A 21,677-nucleotide genomic window follows, 5' to 3' on the forward strand; every position below is an offset into this window, starting at 1 on the left:
TAGTAGGCCAAATCTTTTGGCCCGTCTATGTAGGCGTCGTCCCCCCATACGAGGCGTGTTTCTTGGATCTGCAACTGCTGACGATCTGCTTGCTGACGTTCGCCATCAATTTTGTTGGAGCGCTGGCCTATGCCGCCCGGATCGCCGGGGTTCGAACGCAGCGAATTGCGCTGGCATTTGCGCTTTTCAACGTCCTTGTGCTGCTCTCGCGTTTGTCCAACGGCTTTCTCGGGCCGTTCCTTGCCAAGCGAATCGAAAGCGCGCTGCTGGCCGATTCGGGCGATGGGCTGCTTTTCGACTTTCGCCTGGTCCTGGCTGCGGCAACGGCGGCGAGCGTCCTGGGCACGCTGTTTATTCCGACCGCACAGCGGTGGTTTTCCCGCGCCATCGGTGATTTTCAGCATCACCGATCGGTTCTGACGCTGGTGAAAGTGGCTGCCTCACCGCGTGGTCTGGCCTTTCTGTGGCGGGCCGGGACGCGCCCCCGTGCCTCACATTTGCGCGGCCTTTGCGGCCTGCACGGCGTCGGTCTTTCGGTCATTGCGCTCAATGTCCTGGCGCAGGCCTTGCTGGGGGTGGGCGTCCTAGCCTCGCTCTACGCGGGCTATCTGGTCCCCGAATACCGGGTCACGGCCTCTCAATTGTCGGCCATCGTCAACGGATTTGCGACAATTCTTTTGTTCGTGCTGATTGATCCTCAGCTCTCGGTCATGACCGACGATGTCGTGTCCGGAAGTGTCGGAGAGGGCGTTTTCCGGCGCACCGTGGTCCTGCTCGCCTTAAGCCGAGTCTGTGGGACGGTGCTGGCACAGGTGCTTTTCGTACCGGCGGCGTGGTTGGTGGTGGCCTGCGCGCACCTCATGTGAGGGCCAGTGAGGCGTTCGCGCGCCCGCCATCCTGATCGGCTTGACATTATCCCCACTTAATGAGTAGGGTTTAAATCTGCAAAGGGCGATTGGCCGGGACGCCCTCGATTTCTCCCGGCTCGCGGCATTTGATCGGGAAGCAGCTTGCTCCGCGTTACCAACCGCTAAAGCGCGCGATGCTCGGGCGACAACGCCAGGCCTCGTGTTCCCCTCACGTCCCAAATCTTGAGGTGATACGATGCAATGCACGTTCAGATCCCTTCATACCTCGCGGCAGCACACCCGCCGTCGCGCCGCCGTCCCTCGTATACGGCAGGCAGGCTCGATCCACTTTGGTCCTGGTCCCCATGCCGCCGCGTCACGGCTGCAGGAGGCGGGGACTTTCCTGCACGCAGACCCGATTGCGCGCATGGAGCCTGGCCCCTTTTTTCGCGGCCTCGCTCTGGCCCTGCCGATTTCGCTGACAGCCTGGGCCGCGCTGGGCCTAGTCCTTTACGCGGCAGGCTCATGAGGAGAAGGGCCATGAACGATCTTGCAAATGCGGCCTTGGCGCCTGCTCTGCTTACCGTGCCGGGCATCGACAACAGCGGCCCCGGCCACTGGCAAACCATCTGGGAGCGCGAGGATGCGGCCTGCCGACGCGTTCAACTGGGAGCCTGGAATGCGCCCGGCCGGGAGGCCTGGGTGAGCCGCCTCAACAGCGCCATTGCCGCCGCGACACGGCCGGTCATCCTGATCGCCCATTCACTGGGCTGCCACGCCGTGGGCTGGTGGAATGCGGCTGAACCGGAACTGCTGTCTCGCGTGGCAGGCGCCTTGCTCGTCGCCCCGCCCGACGTCGAGTATGCTCCGATCGATCCACGGCTCCGCCCCTTCGGCCCGGTTGTCCGCAAGCGTCTCGCCTTTCCCGCGTTGCTCGTAGCAAGCCGAAATGATCCGTATGCCAGCTATGGCCATGCCCGGCGGATGGCTCGGATCTGGGGGGCGCGTATGGTCGATGCGGGGCCGATGGGGCATATCAATGCGGCCTCGGGCCTGCGCGATTGGCCTTACGGCAAGTACCTCGTCCAGAGCCTGATCGCGGCAGTAACGCCCCCGCCGCGCCCCCTGCTGGAGGCCGGCGCGCTGGCCACGTTGCTGGGGCAGGGTGAGGCCCCGCGCTCGCCACGCTGATATCTGGCATCACGTCCGGGATGCCGGAGGCATCCGGACGCAGTACAAATTCTCCGAGGGGAGGTGGGAGAGTGCACGGGCACATCCTGTCTCCCGCACGGCTGCCAGGGCGCCCGCAAGCGTGCGGGCGCGGCTTTTCCAGAACACGATCAATGGCCTCGATCGCGCAGACCGGACCACCGGATGCAGGGCACACTTCATGAGGGACCCAATGCATCTCACTTCGCGTCGATCCGGACTTCCCGGCTCCAACCACCTTGCATCGACCGCTCTTGCCACAGCGCTGATCCTGACCTTCCCGGTGAGCGCCATGGCCCAGACCCTAGAAGCGCCACCGCAAGGCGCAGAGGCGGGCGCAGGGCCGGATAATCCCACGTCGGTCGGCACCGGCGCGGCGGACCATGGCGAGATCTTCGTGACCGCACGGCGGCGCACGGAAACCGTGCAGGACGTCCCGATCGCGATCTCGGTCGTCGGCGGCGAGCATATCGACGCCACGGGCTCCTTCAACGTCGGACGCCTGCAGCAGTTGACCCCGACCTTGCAGTATTACAGCACCAATCCGCGCAACACGGCCGTGAACATCCGCGGCATCGGCGTGCCGTTCGGCCTCACCAACGACGGCATCGAACAGGGCGTGGGTATCTACGTGGACGATGTCTACTTCGCGCGCGTGGCTTCGGCGACCTTCGACTTCCTCGATGTCGAGCGGATCGAGGTGCTGCGAGGTCCGCAAGGGACACTCTACGGCAAGAACACCACGGCCGGCGCGATCAACATCGCCACGCGCCAGCCCACCTTCGACTTCGAGGGGCGTGCCGAAGTTTCCGTAGGAAACCTTGATTTTCGCCAGGCCAAGGCAGCTGTCTCGGGGCCGCTCTCCGAAACGGTGGCGGCCCGCCTCGCGCTTTCCTCGACCAGTAGGCGCGGAACCTTGTGGAACACGACCAGCGGACGCTGGATCAACGCGCAGGACAATCTGGGCCTGCGCGCACAGCTCCTGTGGCAGCCAAGCGCGAGCCTTTCGATCACGCTGGCCGGAGATTATTCGCAGCAGGACCCGGAGTGCTGCGGCACGGTCTATGTGCGGACCGGCCGAACGCAGCGTGCGCTCAACCGGCAGTACGAGGCGCTAGCCGCCGCGCAGGGTTATGCGCCGCCCAGCACCGATGCCTTCGACCGCCTGACCGATCTGGACGCGTCGCTCAACGCGGGCAACAAGGTCGGCGGCGCGTCGCTGAAGGCCGTGTGGGACACCGGCATCGGCACGCTTACCTCGGTAAGCGCCTGGCGTTTCTGGGACTGGAAGCCCGAGAACGACCGTGACTTCACCGGCCTTGGCATCACCACCCTTAGCCAGAACCCATCCCAGCAGGACCAGTATACCCAGGAACTGCGCCTGTCGGGCGGGGAGGGGGCACTTGGCTACACCCTGGGCGCGTTCTTCTTTCAGCAGAGCGTCGACACACAAGGTAGCCAGCAGCAGGGGCCCGCAGCCAGCGCCTGGCTGATCAACCCTTCCAATCCACTGAGCGCGGACCCGAGCGTGCTCGACGGGCTGACCGCGACCAACACCATCGGCCTCGATAACACGAGCGCCGCACTCTACGGCCAGGTCAACTGGCAACCGCTGGCGGGCCTCACGCTACGCCCGGGCGTGCGCCTCAATTACGACAGCAAGGACGGGGACTACGCCTCGGTCGTGACCAATGGGGAGGGGCAACGGGTCACGTACCAGAGCACGGATCCCCGGATCGTTGCGCAGCGTGCGGTGCTCGCGCCGCAGGCCTTCAGCGTCGACTACGAGGACTGGAACTTCAGCTACGATCTGACAGCCAGCTACGAAGTCTCGGACGAGGTGCTCGTCTATGCAACCTATGCGCATACCTTCAAGTCGGGCGGGGTGAACCTCAACGGGGTTCCCTCCGATGCCGATGGGCGGCCCATCCTGGAGGCCGCGACGGTCGCCCCGGAAACGGTCAACCACTATGAAATCGGCATGAAGGCGCGCTTCTGGGATCGCCGCGCGACATTGAACCTCGCGGCTTTCCGCACCGACATTGCCAACTACCAGGCGCTCGTGACGAACGGCAGCCTGGGTGTCCTGCGTGGCTATCTCGCCAATGCCGGGCAGGTGCGTACCCAAGGGCTGGAGGCCGACCTCTCGATACGGCCGAGCCTGCGCTTCAATGCCTATGCCAACGCGGCCTGGACCGACGCCACCTACCGCACTTTTACAGATGCACCGTGCCCGCCCGAGTTGTCTGGAGGAGCTTCGCCCCAGGCTGGACAGGAGCCCGACCAGCCCGGAACCCCCGGCGGGATCAGTCCCGTCAATTGCGACATATCGGGTGCGCGGCTGCCCGGTGTCTCCAAGCTGGCGCTCGCCTACGGGGCCGAAGGGAATGTGCCGGTCACGCTGCTCGGGCAGGAGGGTGCCGTCTATCTCGGGATCGACGGCAGCTACCGCTCGCGCTTCTCGAGCAATCCCACGCCCTCTGCCTACACCTGGGTCGAAGGCTATGCGCTCACCAACCTGCGCCTGGGCTTTCGTGGTGAGGCCGGCTTCGAGATCTTCGGATGGGTGCGCAACCTGTTCGATACCCGCTATTTCGAGCAGCTGCAGGTGCCCGGCGGGAATACCGGGCTGATCGTGGGCACACCGGGCGACCCGCGTACCTACGGGCTCACCTTGAAACATGTCTTCTGAGAAAAGGCCTCGGGCCGCCCTCGATCCTGAAAGGGCGGCCCGACGGGGTAGCCGACTGAACGGTTCGCGCGCGCAAACTAGGACGTACGGTACCCAGAGAGGCGCAGGGCGCCATCCAGAGCGTCGCCCAGAGGCTCGCTCAGGCGTTCGACGGTGCGTGCGCGCAGCCAGGGCTTCATACGGTGGGACAGGCCGCCGACAAGTACGCAGCGCGTCACGCCGCGAGCAAAGATCGTCTCGATGAAACGTTCAATGTGGCTGGCCGCGTCCTCGATGATGGACCGCGCGATCGGATCGTCAGCTTCGGCGTAGTCCATCACGAGCGGAGCGAATGTGCCGTAGTCACGCGGGGTTGCATTATCCATCCAGGCGATGGCCTGCGCGGTGTCGTGCCCGAAACGCTCGGTGACCGCGGCGCTCAGTTCGGTGCGGCGGGTGCGCCCGTCCAGCGCGCGAAGGGCGTGACGCATCGCGGAGAGGCCAAGGGCCGCGCCGCTGCCTTCATCCGAAATAGGAAAGCCGTATCCGCCGATGGTGTGGTCCTCGCCCGCGATGCGAAGCTGGGCAATGCTGCCGGTTCCGATAATGAGGATCGCGCCATCCTCTCCGGCATTGGCGCCCAGGTTCGCGATCTGGGCATCCGTGGCATAGCGGCAGGAGGCGAGGCCGAAATCGAACGCATCGAGGCCGTCCTGCACGCCGGGGCGGGTGATCCCGGCGATCCCCATGCCGCCGGCGATCGCGGCGCGCTGCGTCGTTGTCAGCCCGGCTTGAGCGACCGCTTCGTTGATCGTGGCATTGAGTGTCTCGTAGAGCGCCTCCAACCCGATCCTCGCGTTTGCGGCTCCCGCACGGCCCTCGCCGATCACGGTTCCTTGCGCGTCGATCAGGCGTGCGCGGCAATTGCTGCCGCCCGCGTCGATACCGAGAAAGTAGGTCATGTGCAGCCGTCTCCGTGGGGGGATGGGGAGGACCAGTGACGCCCACGCGCGGTCTGGCCGATGCCGGGGTTCAGCTGGTTGCGTGGATCGAGGCTCTGGTAGAATTCGGTCAGTTCGGGCTTGGCTATGTAGAGGTGGCCAACGTTGTGCTCCGCCGGGTATTGCGCGCCGCGCGTGTCGAGCAGATCCCAGAGCGCATGTTCGAAACGCAGCGGGTCGGTGCCCTTGCGCACGATGTAATCCTGGTGAAATACTTGGCAGAAGAAGTGCCCGTAGTAGAGTGTGTGAAGGACTTTGCTTTCCAGTTCGGGCGGCAGGTGTTCTTCCCACTCCAGCGTGTTGCGCGGCAGGGCGACGTCGAGAGCGACGATATCTTCAACGGTCTCGGGATGGACCGCGCGGTAGCGCACGGCCGCCCCGGCTGCAACGAAGCGGTGCAGGAAGGCCTTGGCGCTTTCCTCGGCGGTGCATTCGAAGTGGTCGGCCTGGCTGTCGCCGGGGAACAGTTCGGCGAGCAGGGCGCGGGTCGGTCCGACCTGATCGTGGCTCACCTTCAGGATCAGATGATGCTCGAAGCGGGCGCGGAACTTGCGCATACGCGTAGGCAGGTGATCGCCCAGGAAGCGTCCCGCCCACTGCATCATCCGGTCCGAGCGGCCGTCGCCGAAGACGGCGTCGAACCGGGACTTTGCCGAAAAGAGGGCGGGCAGCCGGTCGGTGCCAAGCCGCTCGATCGCGACAAACATGTCACGTCCGTAAACATCGGCGATGTCGAAGGCCGTCTCGTGCATGTACTCGCCCGCGATCGGGGGGAGTTCAAAGTCGCTGAGCATCGCACGGCGCAGCCGGGTGAGACGGGCAGGATCGCGCGTCGCGATGTAGAAGGTGGTGGTCTCCTCCTCGCGTGCGAAAGTGTCGAGACGGACGGCGAAGACGATCAGCTTGCCCGCGCTGCCGGCAGCTTCGAACAGGCAGCGCGGGTCCGCGTTGAAGCGCGCCGGGCTGGCGCTATCGATATCGCGCACATGGTCGAGATAGGCGTGATCATGTGCCCAGCTTTGGGTGGCGGGATCGATGTCGGATTCGGAAAAATCGCCTCGGTCGAGGCGCGCGAGAATCGTTTCGGGCGTGTCGCCAAGCGCGATGCCGAGATGGTTGACGAGGGCCAGCGTGCCATCCGGCTGGACCCGCGCGTAGAGGGCAAGCTGGGTATAAGCCGGGCCGCGCCGCACCAGCGAGCCGCCCGAATTGTTGCAGACCCCGCCGACGACCGAAGCGCCAAGACACGAAGAGCCGATCACCGAGTGGGGTTCGCGGCCGAACGGGCGCAGCGCCCGTTCCAGCCGGTTGAGCGTCGTCCCCGGCTGACAGAGAACCTGGGCGCCGTCCCGAATGACCCGCAGGTCGCCGAGCCGCGTCGTTGAGATAATGACGAGGCCGCCAGGGTAATCGCCCCCGTCCGGGGTCGAGCCGCCGGTCAGGCCCGTGTTGGAGGCCTGCATGATGATCGAGACATCGGCGACGACGCAGGCGCTGGCGACCTGCCACAATTCCAGGAGGCTTCCTGGCCGCACGACAGCGATTGCCGGACCATTGCCTGTGCGATAGCCCTTCCGGTACCGTGCCGTCGCGCGCGAAGATGTCAGCACGTGGCGACGCCCGACCACGGCGCGCAAGGCACTCAGGAGGTCGCCGGTATCGGGTCTCGGCAGGGCCGTCATCGCAGATGTCATTGGGTTTGGACCTCGTCATCGCGCATCAGGTCCTCGCAATCCAGCCAGCGCATGATTTCACGTGCCGCGGGATGATCAAGCGATGCGTAGCGCCCGCGCAATCGGTCGGCGCGTGGGCCGAGGCGTTCGTGGCCAATGTCCTGCAGGGCGGCAAGATCCTCCATCAGGCGTTTTGCGAATTCGGGCCCGAGGTGCGTGCGAGCCACTTCGGCGAAAGCAGCGCCATAGGCGTAATCTTCAGCTTCGGCATAGACCATCGGCAAGGTGAGTGCGGGAAGGCAGGACAAATGGGCCTGAATCGCAGGATTGACGGCATGGCCCGCGATGTGCGCGGCGTTTGCCGCAGGCCGTCCGGTGAAGGCACGCAGGTGCAGGAAGCGCGACATGCGCGCGCCATCGTTTACCGGATAGTTGTCCCACAGCGTGACCTTGCGGCCCAGTTCCCGCGTGACCCGAGCCAGATGCGCGGGCTCGATTGCCCGCGAGCACACTTCCTCGCCGGTCCAGTAGACCTCGATCCCGGGTGCAAGGTGCCGGCCGAGATTCGAGAGATAGTCCTTCGGACGCGCGCCGAAGACTACATCCAGCACCGGATCGTCGGAATAATAGGTGGGGCAGGTGAATATCCGCCCGGCCTTGGTGCGTTCGGCCGCGAAGTTGACTACGTCCGCCTGGCGCCGGGCAAGATCTGGCAGATCTCCCCGAAGATCGTCGAAGAAGATGCACAGGTCGTCGAGGCCGATGGCGTCGAGTTCGGCGATGCGCCGGGCGAGGTCGTCGCGGGCCGCGCCATCGAAAGGATGCGTGGCGCCGATCGGGGTGAGACCGATCCCGAAACGCAGGCCAAGGTCTCTGCAGTAGGCCGAGAATTCGGCGAGTTCCGCGGTCTCTTCGGGGCTGTGCGCGCGCTGCCATTCCCGCCGCAGGGCGCGGTCTGCCTTGGGGGCGTGATGGTAGAAGCCAAAGCCGCCTTCCGCGAGCGTGCGGGCGACATGGCGCCGCTCCTGCGCGGTCCACGGACGGCCAAAGCGTCCGTCTATCAGCCCGAGTTCGGGGGTCATTCGCAATGGTCCTCGCGCGTGCCCGCAATCCAGGTCGCTTGCACGTGCCGTTCGTCGTTGAGGTGGACCAGATCGGCGCGAAGGCCGGGCGCGATTTCGCCTACCTCCTCGTCGAGGCGCAGGAAACGGGCGGGATTGCCGCTCGCCATGCGCGAAGCGCTGACCAGATCGCAGCCCATGAAGTCCATCGCGTTGCGCAGAGCTTCGGCCATGGTCAGCGCCGATCCCGCCAGGGTCCCGTCCGATCCCTTGCAGGTGCCCTCACGCATGATGATCTCGCGGCCCATCAGCGTGAATTTGCCTTTGGTGCCGCCCACCGGGGGCATGGCATCGGTGACGAGCATGATGCCGTCGTCCCCGCGTGCCAGTCGTGCGACCCGAAGGCTGGCGGGATGGACATGGCGGCCATCGGCGATCAGGCCGAAATGCGTCGTGCGGCTTTCCAGTGCCGCGCCCACGAGCCCGGGCTCGCGGCTGAGGAACTGCGTCATCGCGTTGAAGAGGTGGGTGAAACCGGCGAGGCCCTCATCCAGCGCGTTGCGAGCGTCTTCATAGGTCGCCAGGCTGTGTCCGGCACAGACCAGCACGCCCGCTTCGGCAAGGCGTCGCACGGCTCCGACCGGTGCCAGTTCGGGCGCCAGCGTGACGATCCGGCGTCCTTTCGTCGGCGCGGCAAGCCGTTCGACGATGCCGCCGTCAATGGGAACGATGCGGCTTGCATCGTGAATGCCCTTCTTGGCCGGGTTGAGGTGAGGTCCTTCGATGTGCAGGCCCAGCAGGCCTGGCATCCCTTCGGCAAGAGCGCTTTCACCCGCGGCAAGAGCCGTATCTACGACCGAGAGGTGGTCGGTGATGAGGGTGGGCAGGAGGCCGGTTGTCCCGAAGCGTCGATGCGCCGCGATGATCGTGCGCAGGCCCGTTTGCGTAGGCGCGTCGTTGAACAGGACGTCTCCGCCTCCGTTCACCTGCGTATCGATGAAGCCGGGCAGCAGATAACCGCCGCCAAGGTCCTGCACGAGGACGCCGTCCGGAACCGAACTGTCCGGTACGAGGCTGACGATCCGCCCGTCCTTGATAAGGAGGGCATGCGCATTGAGGATCCCGGAGGGCGTGACGATCCGTGCCCCGGTGAGGGCCACGTCAGGGGCGCTTGATCGGGTCATAGCGTGCGCGTCACCTTGTTGAGATGGGGTGGGCTATCGGGGTCGTGGCCTCTTGCGATGGAGAGAGCGTTGGCAAAGCCGTAAAAGCTCTGGATCTGCGCAATGGCGGCCAGCACGGGGTGTGCCGTGGTCGTTGCAGGAAGCCTCAGGCGTGCGGCCTCGATGTCTTCGGCATGGCCGGCCGCGATGACCTGCGCGCCGCGCGCGGTGAAATCGGCAAGGCGTTCACGAAGGCCGGTGCGGGCCTCGTCCAGAGGGGCCAGGGCCAGAACCGGGTCCGTGTCGCCCACGAGCGTCATCGGGCCATGCGCGACTTCGGCACTGCTGAAAGCCTCGGCGTGGAGGCGCGACGTTTCCTTGAGCTTCAAGGCGGCCTCGCCCGCGATGGCCAGCGTCGGGCCGCGGCCCAGCACCAGCATCTGCGTGGCGTCGCGAACCAGCGCGACCGCATCGCTCCAGTCGGCGCGTGCGGCCTCTTCCAGTACATCGCCGGTCGCGTCGAGCGCGGCGAGGAGGGCCGGGTCCTGGCTCCACTCTGCGGTCAGGTGCATCAGCGCAACCAGCGTGCAGATGAAGCTCTTGGTCGCCGCGACGCTGGTTTCCGGGCCTGCGTGAACAGGGATCACGATCTCGGCCAGTTCGGCGAGGGGGGAGGCCGTATCGTTCACCAGCGCAACGATGAGCGCACCCTGCTCCTTCGCGTCTTCGGCGGCGGCCAAAAGGTCTGGGCTGCGGCCCGACTGCGAGATCGCAAGAACGGGGATGCCCTGAAAGTGCGGCGATGTCGCGTGGTAGAGCGAGCCGATCGAGGGGGCGTGGCTCAGAACGGGAATCCCGGCGTGACGTTCGAGAAGGAACTTGCCGAACCCTGCTGCCTGATCCGAACTGCCGCGCGCAAGAGTGGCGGCGAAAGGTGGTGCCAGTCGGCGCAGCCGGGCACCGGCTTCACGAACCAGTGCGGCGTTGCGGTGGAGCTGTTCGCTGGCACGGTGAGGAGCTTCGGCGGCTTCGCGCGCCATTTGCGTGGTGAGATCGGGGCGTTTCGAGTGCATGGCAACGTTAATACCATTCTTTGTGTTTGACTCAAGTGGCATTAAAGTGGTTTTATCTGATTTGTATCGGGCGCTCGGGAGCGGCCCAAGAAATGGAACGTCTGAAGGAGCCTTTGCGTTGCTCACGATTGAGATTGCGGCCTCGGATGGTCAGGGCGATGTCAACGAGGACTGCGTCGGCCACTGCGGCGCGGCGGCCTGGGTCATCGACGGCGCAACAGGTGTGGGAGGTCGCCTGACCGACGCGCCCAGTGATGCCGCCTGGCTGGCGAGAACGGCGAATGACCTTCTTGCTCAGATACTGGTGCGAGACCCGCAGATCCCGACGGTCGAATTGATCCGCGAGGTGACGGCGGGCTGCGCGGAGCGGTTGGACGGCATCGCGACACGCTTGCCCGCGGCGGCGCACGAACTTCCTTCGGCGGCCTTCGCAATGGTTCGGGTCAACGGGGACGAGGCTGAGTTGACGACGCTTGCCGACTGCCGAATTGTCGCGGAAGCGCGCGACGGCGAGGCGGCTCTGTTCGGGAGTTCGCCGCTGGATGCGCGCGGAGCGGAGTTGGTCGAGGAAATTCGAAGCTACCTTGATGTGGATCCCGAAATGTCGTCCGATGAACTTGGCCGACGGCTCCTGCCCGGGTTGCAGGCCATGCGGAGCATGATGAACCGGGATGAGGGCTACTGGGTGCTGGGCACCAGCCCGGAAGCCGCCGATCACCTTTGGCAGATGCGAATCCCTCTCTCGCCAGGTGCGCGATTTGCCATCGCGAGTGACGGATTTCTGCGCCTGATCGAGATGTTCGGCGAGGCGGATCCAGCAGACCATCTCGCCATTTGCGATGTTCGGGGCTGGACGGATTGGCTGAGCCGGCTGCGGTCACTCGAACGTGCACCGGGAAGTCGTGGCCGGTTTCCGCGCGTCAAGATTCATGACGATGCGAGCTTGCTTGTATGCCGCTGGGAAGGGGATTTCTGATGCGGGTCATGGGCTTCATGAGCGGCACGTCTTTGGATGGAGTTGACGTCGCAATCATCGAAACGGACGGCCGAGATGACGTGGTGCAGGGGGCGACCGGCTTCGCGGCGTTTTCGGATGGAGAGCGCGCCATTCTTGCGCGAGCGACACGCGACGCCCTGGCCTGGAATGGCTATGGCGACCAGCCCGCCAGCCTTGCGGGTGCCGCTGGCGTGATCGAGGCGGCGCACGTTTTGGCGGGGCGCGACCTGCTCAGCCGTTGCGGGCCGGTCGATCTCATTGGCTTTCATGGTCAGACCGTGCTGCATCGTCCCGAACGGGGACTGACTTTGCAGATCGGAGACCCGCAAGTCGTCGCCGATGGACTGGGCGTGCCGGTGGTTGCCCAGATGCGCCAGGATGATCTGCAGGCCGGTGGGCAGGGCGCACCGCTGGTTCCGGCCTACCATGCGGCGCTGGCCCGAAGTCTCGGGTGCCTTGGCCCCGTGGCGTTCCTCAACATCGGCGGTGTGGCGAACCTGACCTGGATCGGGCGCGATGGCGCACTGGTGGCATTCGATACCGGGCCGGGAAATGGTCTTATTGATGAGGTGGTGCAGGCACGCGGCGTCGGTCGTTACGACGATGGCGGGCGTCTGGCCCGTGCGGGGCAGGTCGATCAGGAGCGTCTCGCGAAGCTACTGGAGCATCCCTATTTCCGAGGCAGAGGGGCGCGGTCGCTGGACCGATATGACTTTGCGCTGGACTGGGCGGAAGGGCGCAAGCTGGAAGATGTGGTGGCAACCTTGACGGCTTTTACGGCTGAAGCGGTGGGCCTTGCACTCGATCATCTCCCCGACGCCCCCGATATATGGGTTTTATGCGGGGGAGGGGCGCATAACCCCGCTATGGTCGATGCGCTGCGCCAGCGTCTTGGGGCGTGTCGCCTTGCCAGCGATCTCGGCCTTCGTGGCGACTACATCGAGGCCGAGGCCATGGCCTATCTGGCCGCGCGCAGTCTGGCAGGATTGCCGCTGACCTGGCCGGAGACGACTGGCGTGCGCACAGCGTCGACGGGCGGACGGCTCTGGCAGCCGGCGGGGGTGGCGCATACCCTTGGCTGATGCCCCGTCTGTTGGGTGCCGGGCTGCTGCGACACTGTAAATAGTACCAGTGAAATACCAATGTTTGCATGTATGAAACAGGTATGCCATGCTCTCCATCGCATCCGGATGTGCTCGCATCGCCGATTCCCTGGCGGGGCAAGCCGGGTTCAGGGATAGAGAATAAGGGGAAAATCATAATGATTAAGTCACCACGGCACGCGGTTGCGTGGACCGCGCTCGCTGTCGCGCTTGCGTCTGCCCCCACGGCGGTTTTCGCGCAGGCTGAGGATGCCACTTCTTCCGACAACGCTGGCGGACAAGGCAATGACATCATCGTCACGGGCACGCGCATTTCCGTGCCCGGTCTTGTTTCGAGCAGCCCGGTTTCGACCACTGACCAGGAGCAGATCAAGCTTCAGTCGGCCCTGACCATCGAGGATTTCTCGACCAAGGTCCCCCAGCTTTCCGGCGGTGCTCGTCAGGGCTCGCAGGGAAGTGATGCCTTTGGCGCGCATGTCCTCGAACTGCGCAACTTCGGTCAGAGCCGCACGCTCGTCCTGATCGACGGCACCCGCGCGACGCCGTTCAGCTTCCGCAACTCGATTGATGCGAACTCGATCCCCGCCTCGCTGATCAAGCGCGTCGACGTGCTGACAGGCGGTGCAGCCGCCGTCTATGGTGCTGATGCCGTGGCGGGCGTCGTCAATTTCGTGCTCGACGACGAATTCGAAGGTGTGAAGGGCACCGCGACCACGCGTCTTTCGCAGCATGGCGGCGCGCAATACGGCGGTGCTCTAACTCTCGGAACCGGGGTAGGTGATCGCGGGCACATCGTCCTTGCGATGGACTACACGCAGCGCGACATGATCCGCGCGGGCGACCGTGACTGGGCCGAGACGCCGGGAACGACGATCCCCAGCCTCGGCGGCACATACACCGATGTCGCGAGTGGGAACACCTTTGGGTACACCGACGCCGGGGCGTTCACGACCTCCCCTTCGGCAACCTCCAACATTAGCGCGCGCTATCCGCTCGTTTCGGGGCTCAAGCGTTTCAACGCAACCGCGCTCTACAAATACGAGATCACGCCGGACATCGAAGTCTATGGCCGTGTCATGTACACCAACGTCCGCTCGACCGAGACGGGCACCGTCGGCGCCACGCCGGTTGCGCTGAACGAGACGGTCTCGATCCTGGAATCCAATCCCTATCTCACCGACGAAATTCACAATCAGTTGACCTTCGTCGACGGGGCGGCCGCGGTGAACGTGTCGCGGTCGCTCAACCAGATCGTGATGTACCACACCGATCGCGATACCTTCCAGGCTCAGACGGGTCTGCGCGGCGGGCTGACGCCTGCGACGAACTGGAACATCTACGCGCAATACGGCCGTTCGAGCGAATCCACTGACATCACGGGTGACGGCATTCGCAACGCCTCGTCGGGTGCCTCGATGTTCTCCACGATTGCCAACAGCACGAACATCTTTGCGCAGGATGGCTCGCTCGAGGATGCTCTGCTCAGCGACTTCAGCAGCTTCCATCGTGACCGCGACCAGTTCGTTACGGCCGCCAACCTCAGCGGTACGCTCGACGATTTCCTGACCCTTCCGGCAGGTCCTATCGGCTTCTCGCTGGGCGTGGAATACCGCCGCGAGACCGCCAGCATCGATCAGGATTCCGCGCTGCTTAACGGCACGACCTACCGCGAAGGCGTGCAGGCGGCCTACCGTGGTTCGTTTGATGTGGCCGAGCTCTACGGCGAATTGCTCGTGCCCGTGCTGCACGACATTCCGCTGATCGAGAAGTTCGATGTGGGCGGCGCGTACCGTCTCTCGAAGTACGACAAATGGGGAACGCACGGAACCTGGAAGATCGAGGCGAACTGGAAGGTCGATTCCAACGTGCGTCTGCGCGGCACTTACCAGCGCGTTCTGCGTACGCCCAACTTCGGGGAGTTCGCGGGCGGCACCTCTTCGCTTGCGTTCAGCAGCCTCGTGACCGTCGATCGTCTGCGTCCGCGTTACGGCGGTGACCCGTGCGCCCTTGGAACCGGCGATGCTGCGCAGTGCGCGCGCTTTGGAGCGCCGGCCGCCGGTTCGGTGGATTCGACTGCAGCGGGTTACCTCACAGGCAACTACTACTATGGCGGCAACCCCGACCTGCAGCCGGAAACCGGGCACACCAAGACCCTTGGCGCGGTGCTGACGCCGACGTTCCTGCCCGGCCTCACCGCGACGGTGGACTGGTACGAGCTGGACCTTCGCGGTGCCGTGGGCGTCATCCAGCCGATCGCTGCAATCACAAGCTGCTACATCACCGATCCGAGTGCCGGAAATCCGCTGTGCCAGCTTGTTACGCGCAACGACGACGGCTCGTTCCGCGATGCCTACGTCAACAATCAGAACCTGGGCCGTATTCTCCAGCGCGGGATCGACATCGGCGTGACCTACACGCTCTCGCCCGATTGGATCCCGGGTGACGGCCTGCGCCTGCGTTATCAGGGCAATATTGTCACCTCCTACAAGATCCAGGCGAACGCGACCGTGGATGCGGTGCAGTGCAAGGGCACCTTCGGGGCCACCTGCTCGAGCGATGGTACCACGCTCGTCCAGCCCGATTACCGTCACACCGCCGGCGTTTCGTGGCTGTTCGACAAGGGGCTGATCCAGTTTGACTGGCAGCGGATCGGCAAGGTCCGTTCGAGCGCAGCGGGCTCGACGGCCACGATCTCCGCGCAGAACACCTTCGATCTTTCGGCCTCGTACGAATTCGAAAAGGGGATCACGATGACGGCAGGTATCTACAACCTGTTCGACAAGGATCCGCCGTTCGTTTCGAGCGGGGGCGTGTTCAATACCTTCCCGGACACTTATGACATTCTCGGACGAACCATCGGCCTCTCGCTGAGCGCCCGTATCTGAGAATAGCAGCGCGTTCCGGCACCCGGCCCTCCTCCTCAGGCCGGGTGCCGGATACGTTTGCAGGCACGTACCGGCACCGCGCGGTGCCGGTACGTGCCGAAGGCCATGTCCCCTCGGGTAGTGGAGTAAGAGTTTGTCGTTGCCGTTTTCGTTTCTGGACTGGCTGGTCATCGCCGCCTACCTTTTCCTCCTGGTTGCCGGAGGCTGGATTTTCACGCCGCGCAAGACCGCTTCGGCGCGCGACTATTTCCTTGCAGGCGGGACCGTTCCGGCCTGGCTCGCCGCAATTTCAGTTCTTTCAGCGACGCAGTCGGCGGCGACATTCCTGGGCGGGCCGGATTACGGCTACCATGGGGACCTCACTTATCTCAGCGGCAATATCGGCGGATTGATCGGGGCTATCTTCGTGGCCCACATCATGATCCCGCGCTTCTATGCGATCAAGGCGACGACAGCCTATGAATTGCTGACCTTGCGCTTCAGCGAGAAGGCTACGCGCTGGGCCGGAGGCATGTTCCTCGTCGGGCGTGTCTTTGCAGGTGGTGCGCGCGTCTATCTGGCTGCCATCGCGCTGGCGATGGTGATCAGCGGCACGGTCGATGCCGGCGGTATCATGATCGCTGCTGCGGTGCTGGTGATCGCGAGCGTGCTGTTCACGTTTGTGGGCGGCCTCAAGTCGGTCCTGTGGAACGACCTTATCCAGTTCATCGTCTATCTTGGCTCGGCCATCGCGGTGCTGGTCTTCCTGCGCCTCTCGATCCCGGCCTCGACCGGCGAGATCGTGCAGGGGCTGATGCAGACACCGGAAGGTGTGAACAAGCTGCGGCTGTTCGATTTTTCGCTCGATCCCTCGCATCCCTTCTCGATGCTGGGTGTCGTGACGGGCCTTGCGCTTCTCTACATCGCCAATGCGGGCATGGACCAGGATACGACCCAGCGCCTGCTTTCCTGCGAGGATGCAAGGACAGGGGCCAGGAGCTTATATCTTTCGGTGTTTGCAACCGTGCCCGTGGTTGGCATGTTCATTGTCATCGGGCTGTTGCTGTACGTCTTCTATGATCGGCCGGACCTGATGGGCGGCGCAACGGCGATCGCCGGCAACGAATTCGGCGGTGAGAAAATCAGTATTTTCATGCACTATATCCTGACCCAGCTGCCCGCTGGTCTGCGCGGCCTCGTTACGGTCGGGATCTGTGCGGCGGCGGTGGCGACCACCAATTCGGCGCTCAACGCCATGTCTTCGGTCCTTATCCAGGATTTTTATCGGCCCTGGCGCGAGACGCGTGGCTCTGTCGAGGAGCACCACTTCGTGCAGGCCGGGCGCGCGGGCATGGGTGTGATCGGCTTTGCCATGTTCCTGATGGCGATCGTGTCCTTCTACTGGCAGCGCTACACCGAGATGGGCCTGCTGGAATTTGCGCTGCAGGTTATGGTTTTCACCTACGCAGGCTTGATCGGTGTTTATTTCACGGCGCTGTTCACGCGGCGCGGGAGCACGGGTTCGGTCATTGCCTCACTTCTGATCGGCTTCGTCACGGTGCTGCTCCTGCAGCCGGGTATCGCCGGGACGCTGGGGCTACCCGCCGTTCTCCTGGGTCTTTCGTTCCCCTTCCAGCTTTGCATCGCCTCGCTGGTCGCCTTCTGTGTCTGTGCCGTCGTGCCCGGGGAAGCCCCGCGCCCCGTTCCCGCCTGACAGTCCTGCCCCTCATGCGAATACGACAAGGATATGATGAAAACTGAAGCGCTCGATCCGCGCTACCGCGATCTCGAATTCTGGCCCACCCAACAGGCGGTGGAGGCCATGCTCGAAGGGCAGATGGCGGCCGTTGCCGCAATCCATTCCCAGACCACGGCGATTGCGGCTGCGGCAGAGGCCGCAGCGGAAAGGCTGGGGACGAGCGGACGTCTCGTGTTCGTGGGGGCCGGGACCTCGGGACGCCTTGGCGTGCAGGACGGCGTGGAGCTGAATCCGACCTTCGGCTGGCCGATGGAACGTCTCGTGTTCCTGATGGCGGGCGGTCTCGATGCCATGACCGAAGCCTATGAGGGCGCCGAGGATGACAGCGAGGCCGCGCGCGCCGAAATCGCACAATCCAGGATCTGCCGTGAGGACGTGGTGATCGGTATCGCGGCGAGCGGCCGCACGCCCTATACCATCGCGGCAGTGGAAGCCGCGCGTGCTGCCGGTGCGCTCACCATCGCGGTAGCCAACAACGCAGGATCGGTTCTGGCCGCCTGCGCCGAGCATGCGATCGTCGCCGTCACCGGCAGCGAGGTCCTGGCCGGCTCCACGCGCATGAAGGCGGGAACCGCGCAGAAGGCGATCCTCAACCTCCTCTCGACGACGATCATGCTTCGCATGGGACTTGTCTACGATGGCCGCATGGTGGCGATGCGCATCACCAACGAGAAACTGTTGCAACGCGGGTGCGCTATGGTTCAGGATATCGCTGGGGTGGATGAAGCTGCTGCGATGGCCGCGCTGGACTTGGCGAGGAACGATATCCGGCTGGGCATTCTGGTTGCGAAGGGGCTTTCGGCGGAGGAAGGCGCCCGACAGCTCGCCACCTCGGGAGGGGACCTGCGTCGGATACTCCCGGCGCTCGAACGGCGAGAGAGCTGACAATGGGGGAATTTGTCTGGACGCGAAGCGACGAGGGCACACCGCTCTATCTGCAACTCGCGCGATCCTTGCGCGAGCAGATCGGCAAAGGCGTTCTTGAAGCAGGGAGCGCCTTGCCGTCCGAGCGCGATCTTTGTGCGTTGGCGGGGCTTTCGCGGGTGACGGTTCGCAAGGGTATCGAACAGCTTATCGATGAAGGCGTTCTCGTGCGGCGGCAGGGGTCCGGTACCTTCGTCGCCCGCCGTATCGAGGCGCCGGGCGAGAAATTGAGCAGTTTCAGTGATGAAACACGATTGCGCGGCGAAAATCCGGGGGTGGTCTGGATCAGCCGTTCCTACGCCCGCCCCACGGAGGAAGAAGCGAGTGTTCTGGGCATCACCGCTTCGGAGCGTGTGGTACGGCTCAGCCGGGTACGACTTGCCGGTGGTGAACCGCTTGCGATCGAGAACGCCGTGCTTCCGGCCGAATTCCTGCCCGATCTCGATGGGCTGGGGGATTCACTTTATGAGGCGCTTGAAGCGCATGGCCATCGGCCTGTCTCGGGCACCCAGCGGGTGCGTGCTTCTCTGGCGACACCCACCGAGGCCGGTATACTGTGTATCGAGCACAATTCCGAAGTCCTGCGCATCGAGCGCACGACGACGACGACGGATGGGCGCGCGATCGAATTCACCCGCTCGGTCTATCGCGGTGATCGGTACGAGTTCGTGACCGAGTTGCGCCAAGTCTCCTGATTTCGCGGGCTCGTCCGCGCGCATCGGCAAGCGACACTTCGCGGCGCACTTTCAGACTGCGAAATATTGAACTCAAGTCGTGTCGCAGGCCGAGGTGGCCCTTATGGGCGGGCGAGGCCGCCGGCCTGGTTATGGTCCCGGTGTCACTAGGCCGAAGTTACCGGATGGCGCCTTGAACAGGGATGTAAATTGCGTGAGCAACTTCTGTTCGGCCTCGGGCATCTCGCCGGGAAACGGCCTATGGGTGATGGCCGCCACAAATTGCGCGCGAGTCAGCTGCAAAAGAGGGGCTTGGGGGAGGTCCGATCCGAGCGGTTGATGGACAAGCACGCCATTGCGGATCGAAATCTGTTCGCCTGTCTCGGCCTCGGTCTCGTCGGTAAGTTTCAGATTGAAGGCCATCGGGGATGCAAGGGCCCTGTCCGGAACGAGGCGGACTGCCATCAGATCGAGTATGTCGCTCAGTGGCAGGTTCGGTATCGTTCCCGCCAACGAGTCGAACTGGCCTGTCCGGATACCTTCGCGCAGCTCTCGGGCCCCGGAGAGGAACTGGTTGCGCCATTGCGAGCTGGTGGCCTGGTACCCCTGCTGTTCGAGGCTGTCGGCCAGGGCAAACCGGGCGGCCTCGTTGTCCGGTTCGGCGAAGACGAGGTACGACAGCAGCTCGGAAGCCCACCGGTAGTCGCCCGCGGCAATGGCCTCCCGCCCCTTTGAAAGGACCGCCTGCGCGCCCCCCATCGCTTCGACGTGCCTGCGTCCCGACGCTTCGGGAGGGAGCGGGTTGAGATGGGCGGGATTGCCGTCGTACCAGCCAAGATAGCGTTGGTAGACCGCTTTGGAATTGTGGCTGAGGGTACCGTAATAGCCCTGATTGAACCAGCGTTGCCCCAGTGCCGGAGGCAGGGCGATTGCTTCGGCGATTTCCTGTCCGTTCTGTCCGTCATTCATCATCCGCACGCTCTGGTCATGCAGGTACTTGTAGGTGTCGCGCTGCGAAGACAGGAAATCGAGGATCCTGGCATTGCCCCAGCGCGGCCAGAAATGCGACGTGATCAGGGTGTCGGTACGGCTGCCGAAACGCCGCAGGGCATGGGTGAGCCCGTCCGCCCATGACTTTGCATCGCGCACCTGTGCACCGCGCAGGGTCAGGATGTTGTGCAGGCTTCCATTGGCGACTTCCGCCATGTCGAGCACGCGAAGCTGCGGCATGTAGATTGCCATTTCCGCGGGTGCCTCGGTGCCGGGCAGGTACAGAAATTCGAAATCGATGCCGTCGATGGTGAGTGGCTTGCCGTTGTCCGCGGCCTCGCCGATTTCAAGGGTCGGTCGCAGCATACGGTTGGTGCCCGGACGCAGGCGGTTGAAGGCGGGGCCGATGCCGTCGCTGATGTCCGCTCTAGGCCCCACACCGATGAGATGGCCGAAGGCGTACATCGTGCGCCGGCTCATCGCCGGTCCGGCGATGACGTTCTCGGACACCGCCTCCTGATAGAAGTTCTTCGGGGCAACGATCGGTATCCCGCGCGCCTTCGCCTCCTCGGGGGAAATGACGCCCGCAGCGCCTCCGAAATGGTCGATATGCGAATGGGTGTAGATCACGCCGGTTACCGGCCGGTCGCCGAGCGTATCTCGGACCAGTTGCATCGCCGCGCGGGCCGCCTCGACCGTGGTCAGCGTATCGATAACGACATAGCCCTTGTCGCCCAGAACGACGGTCAGATTGGCAAGCTCGATACCCCGGACCTGATAGACCCGGTCGGTGACCTTGAAGAGACCGGCGTTCGCCAGCAACCGGGCGTTGCGCCACAAGCTGGGATTGACGGTCGCCGGGCGCTCTCCTTCAAGGATGTCCGTATCGTGCAGGTCACGCACGAGATTACCCTGCGCATCGCGGATCTCGCGCGATGGGATCGTCGCGACCAGGCCGCGCGTGGCCAGGGTCTCGTCCTCCCGATCCTCCCAGGCCAGCGAGCCGGTGGTCTCCTCGAAATATCGGCGCGTCGCCTCGGAGGCATCCTTTGAAGCTGCATCGTGCGCCTCATCCGCCCCTGCCGGGCTTGGAGTTCGGGCCAAGAGCGCGACGGCGGCAAGGCTAAGAAGAAGTCGGGCCTTGGGTTTCATCGTGCATTCCTTCCCATTTTTCGTGCGCGGGCACCTGCGGCCCGTCTTGTTCGGATTTTCCGCCGCGCCATCCGCGCGGTTACGCCTGCCCTTGCAAGGACGCCTGCATTGGCAGGGAGGCCTCTTGCGGCCACGCCGGATTGACGGATTTCTTCGGGGGCCTGAAATCCTCGCCCCGCCGCGGAACGGCACCCTCCTATAGGATGGGGTTCCTGAATTTCACTGCGAAACGAACAGCCTGCCGTGATGCTGTGGGGCAATGGCGTTCCACGAAGCACAGCGCACGCGAGTTCCCGACCCGAAAAGGAAAAATGCGGCCCCTACCAAAGAAGGGGGGGAAGTCATGGCGAACCGCGTATTCGATCCTGGACAAAAATAAACCCGATACCGGGGGAGGAAACCATCGTGTGAGAACGGCGGAGCAATATTCGACCACGCTAGCGGCGGGATAGTCCTGCTGCGGGCGGCGTAAAAGTCGTCCACCTTGAAGCCTTTCTGCCAAGTCAGGGAGGTGT

Annotated in this window: 15 protein-coding genes; 9 read left to right on the forward strand and 6 right to left on the reverse strand. The window is 64.3% G+C overall.

The genetic code is table 11. From position 1 onward, the window contains the following. Positions 1–62 precede the first annotated feature (62 nt). From HT578_RS01730 to HT578_RS01740, 3 genes are all read left to right on the forward strand, one after another. The gene (locus HT578_RS01730; RefSeq protein WP_039393698.1) at positions 63–866 is read left to right on the forward strand and encodes a lipid II flippase Amj family protein; all 804 of its coding nucleotides are present in this window, start codon (positions 63–65) and stop codon (positions 864–866) included. A gap of 522 nt (positions 867–1,388) precedes the next feature. Beyond that, complete coding sequence (locus HT578_RS01735; protein ID WP_213501796.1) at positions 1,389–2,039, forward strand: RBBP9/YdeN family alpha/beta hydrolase; 651 nt, start codon at positions 1,389–1,391, stop codon at positions 2,037–2,039. 211 nt (positions 2,040–2,250) lie between these two features. Next, a complete protein-coding gene (locus tag HT578_RS01740) occupies positions 2,251–4,749 on the forward strand; it encodes a TonB-dependent receptor (RefSeq protein ID WP_239026434.1) in 2,499 nt (832 codons plus the stop codon). Positions 4,750–4,826: 77 nt separating this feature from the next. Here the strand turns inward: HT578_RS01740 and HT578_RS01745 are convergent, their stop codons facing one another. The 5 genes from HT578_RS01745 to HT578_RS01765 are packed head-to-tail and all read right to left on the reverse strand — an operon-like array spanning position 4,827 to position 10,699. Continuing rightward, the gene (locus HT578_RS01745) at positions 4,827–5,690 is read right to left on the reverse strand and encodes a glucosamine kinase nucleotide-binding domain-containing protein (protein ID WP_213501798.1); all 864 of its coding nucleotides are present in this window, start codon (positions 5,688–5,690) and stop codon (positions 4,827–4,829) included. Beyond that, on the reverse strand, positions 5,687–7,411 hold the full coding sequence (dld, locus tag HT578_RS01750; RefSeq protein ID WP_213501801.1) for a D-lactate dehydrogenase: 1,725 nt from the start codon (positions 7,409–7,411) through the stop codon (positions 5,687–5,689). Before dld ends, HT578_RS01745 begins: the two co-directional genes overlap by 4 nt. Before the next feature lie 8 nt (positions 7,412–7,419). Then, the gene (locus HT578_RS01755) at positions 7,420–8,484 is read right to left on the reverse strand and encodes a beta-N-acetylglucosaminidase domain-containing protein (protein WP_213501803.1); all 1,065 of its coding nucleotides are present in this window, start codon (positions 8,482–8,484) and stop codon (positions 7,420–7,422) included. Next, positions 8,481–9,647, reverse strand: coding sequence for an N-acetylglucosamine-6-phosphate deacetylase (gene nagA / locus HT578_RS01760; RefSeq protein WP_213501805.1), 1,167 nt, complete (start codon positions 9,645–9,647; stop codon positions 8,481–8,483). The genes HT578_RS01755 and nagA overlap by 4 nt, the downstream gene beginning before the upstream one ends. Continuing rightward, positions 9,644–10,699, reverse strand: coding sequence for an SIS domain-containing protein (locus tag HT578_RS01765; RefSeq protein WP_239026435.1), 1,056 nt, complete (start codon positions 10,697–10,699; stop codon positions 9,644–9,646). The genes nagA and HT578_RS01765 overlap by 4 nt, the downstream gene beginning before the upstream one ends. 118 nt (positions 10,700–10,817) lie before the next feature. On the opposite strand from HT578_RS01765, the gene HT578_RS01770 reads away from it, so the two are divergent. The 6 genes from HT578_RS01770 to HT578_RS01795 all read left to right on the forward strand — a co-directional run bounded on the left by HT578_RS01770 (position 10,818) and on the right by HT578_RS01795 (position 19,041). Next, positions 10,818–11,675 (forward strand): protein phosphatase 2C domain-containing protein, encoded by an 858-nt coding sequence (locus HT578_RS01770; protein WP_213501807.1) that lies wholly within the window; start codon positions 10,818–10,820, stop codon positions 11,673–11,675. Continuing rightward, positions 11,675–12,778, forward strand: coding sequence for an anhydro-N-acetylmuramic acid kinase (locus HT578_RS01775; RefSeq protein ID WP_213501809.1), 1,104 nt, complete (start codon positions 11,675–11,677; stop codon positions 12,776–12,778). The genes HT578_RS01770 and HT578_RS01775 overlap by 1 nt, the downstream gene beginning before the upstream one ends. A gap of 179 nt (positions 12,779–12,957) precedes the next feature. Continuing rightward, positions 12,958–15,684: a TonB-dependent receptor domain-containing protein gene (locus tag HT578_RS01780; protein ID WP_213501811.1), complete on the forward strand. Its 2,727-nt coding sequence runs from the start codon at positions 12,958–12,960 to the stop codon at positions 15,682–15,684. Between the two features lie 139 nt (positions 15,685–15,823). Next, positions 15,824–17,377 (forward strand): sodium:solute symporter, encoded by a 1,554-nt coding sequence (locus HT578_RS01785; RefSeq protein WP_239026436.1) that lies wholly within the window; start codon positions 15,824–15,826, stop codon positions 17,375–17,377. A 36-nt stretch (positions 17,378–17,413) separates the two neighbouring features. Beyond that, positions 17,414–18,307 carry an N-acetylmuramic acid 6-phosphate etherase gene (locus tag HT578_RS01790; RefSeq protein ID WP_213503934.1) on the forward strand — a complete coding sequence of 298 codons (894 nt, stop codon included), beginning with the start codon at positions 17,414–17,416 and terminating at the stop codon, positions 18,305–18,307. A 2-nt stretch (positions 18,308–18,309) separates the two neighbouring features. Next, entirely contained in the window at positions 18,310–19,041 is a 732-nt protein-coding gene (locus HT578_RS01795) for a GntR family transcriptional regulator (protein ID WP_213501815.1), read from the forward strand. A gap of 129 nt (positions 19,042–19,170) precedes the next feature. Here the strand turns inward: HT578_RS01795 and HT578_RS01800 are convergent, their stop codons facing one another. Continuing rightward, positions 19,171–21,354: an alkyl/aryl-sulfatase gene (locus HT578_RS01800; RefSeq protein WP_213501817.1), complete on the reverse strand. Its 2,184-nt coding sequence runs from the start codon at positions 21,352–21,354 to the stop codon at positions 19,171–19,173. Positions 21,355–21,677 lie beyond the last annotated feature (323 nt).

Origin of the sequence: Novosphingobium decolorationis (assembly GCF_018417475.1) — a bacterium.
GTDB lineage: Bacteria > Pseudomonadota > Alphaproteobacteria > Sphingomonadales > Sphingomonadaceae > Novosphingobium > Novosphingobium decolorationis.

Coding starts and splice junctions, on each gene's coding strand:
- HT578_RS01735 (WP_213501796.1), top strand. CDS start 1,389: ATGAACGATCTTGCAAATGCGGCCTTGGCGCCTGCTCTGCTTACCGTG.
- HT578_RS01795 (WP_213501815.1), top strand. CDS start 18,310: ATGGGGGAATTTGTCTGGACGCGAAGCGACGAGGGCACACCGCTCTAT.
- HT578_RS01780 (WP_213501811.1), top strand. CDS start 12,958: ATGATTAAGTCACCACGGCACGCGGTTGCGTGGACCGCGCTCGCTGTC.
- HT578_RS01745 (WP_213501798.1), bottom strand. CDS start 5,690: ATGACCTACTTTCTCGGTATCGACGCGGGCGGCAGCAATTGCCGCGCA.
- HT578_RS01740 (WP_239026434.1), top strand. CDS start 2,251: ATGCATCTCACTTCGCGTCGATCCGGACTTCCCGGCTCCAACCACCTT.
- HT578_RS01790 (WP_213503934.1), top strand. CDS start 17,414: ATGAAAACTGAAGCGCTCGATCCGCGCTACCGCGATCTCGAATTCTGG.
- HT578_RS01755 (WP_213501803.1), bottom strand. CDS start 8,484: ATGACCCCCGAACTCGGGCTGATAGACGGACGCTTTGGCCGTCCGTGG.
- dld (WP_213501801.1), bottom strand. CDS start 7,411: ATGACGGCCCTGCCGAGACCCGATACCGGCGACCTCCTGAGTGCCTTG.
- nagA (WP_213501805.1), bottom strand. CDS start 9,647: ATGACCCGATCAAGCGCCCCTGACGTGGCCCTCACCGGGGCACGGATC.
- HT578_RS01775 (WP_213501809.1), top strand. CDS start 11,675: ATGCGGGTCATGGGCTTCATGAGCGGCACGTCTTTGGATGGAGTTGAC.
- HT578_RS01765 (WP_239026435.1), bottom strand. CDS start 10,699: ATGCACTCGAAACGCCCCGATCTCACCACGCAAATGGCGCGCGAAGCC.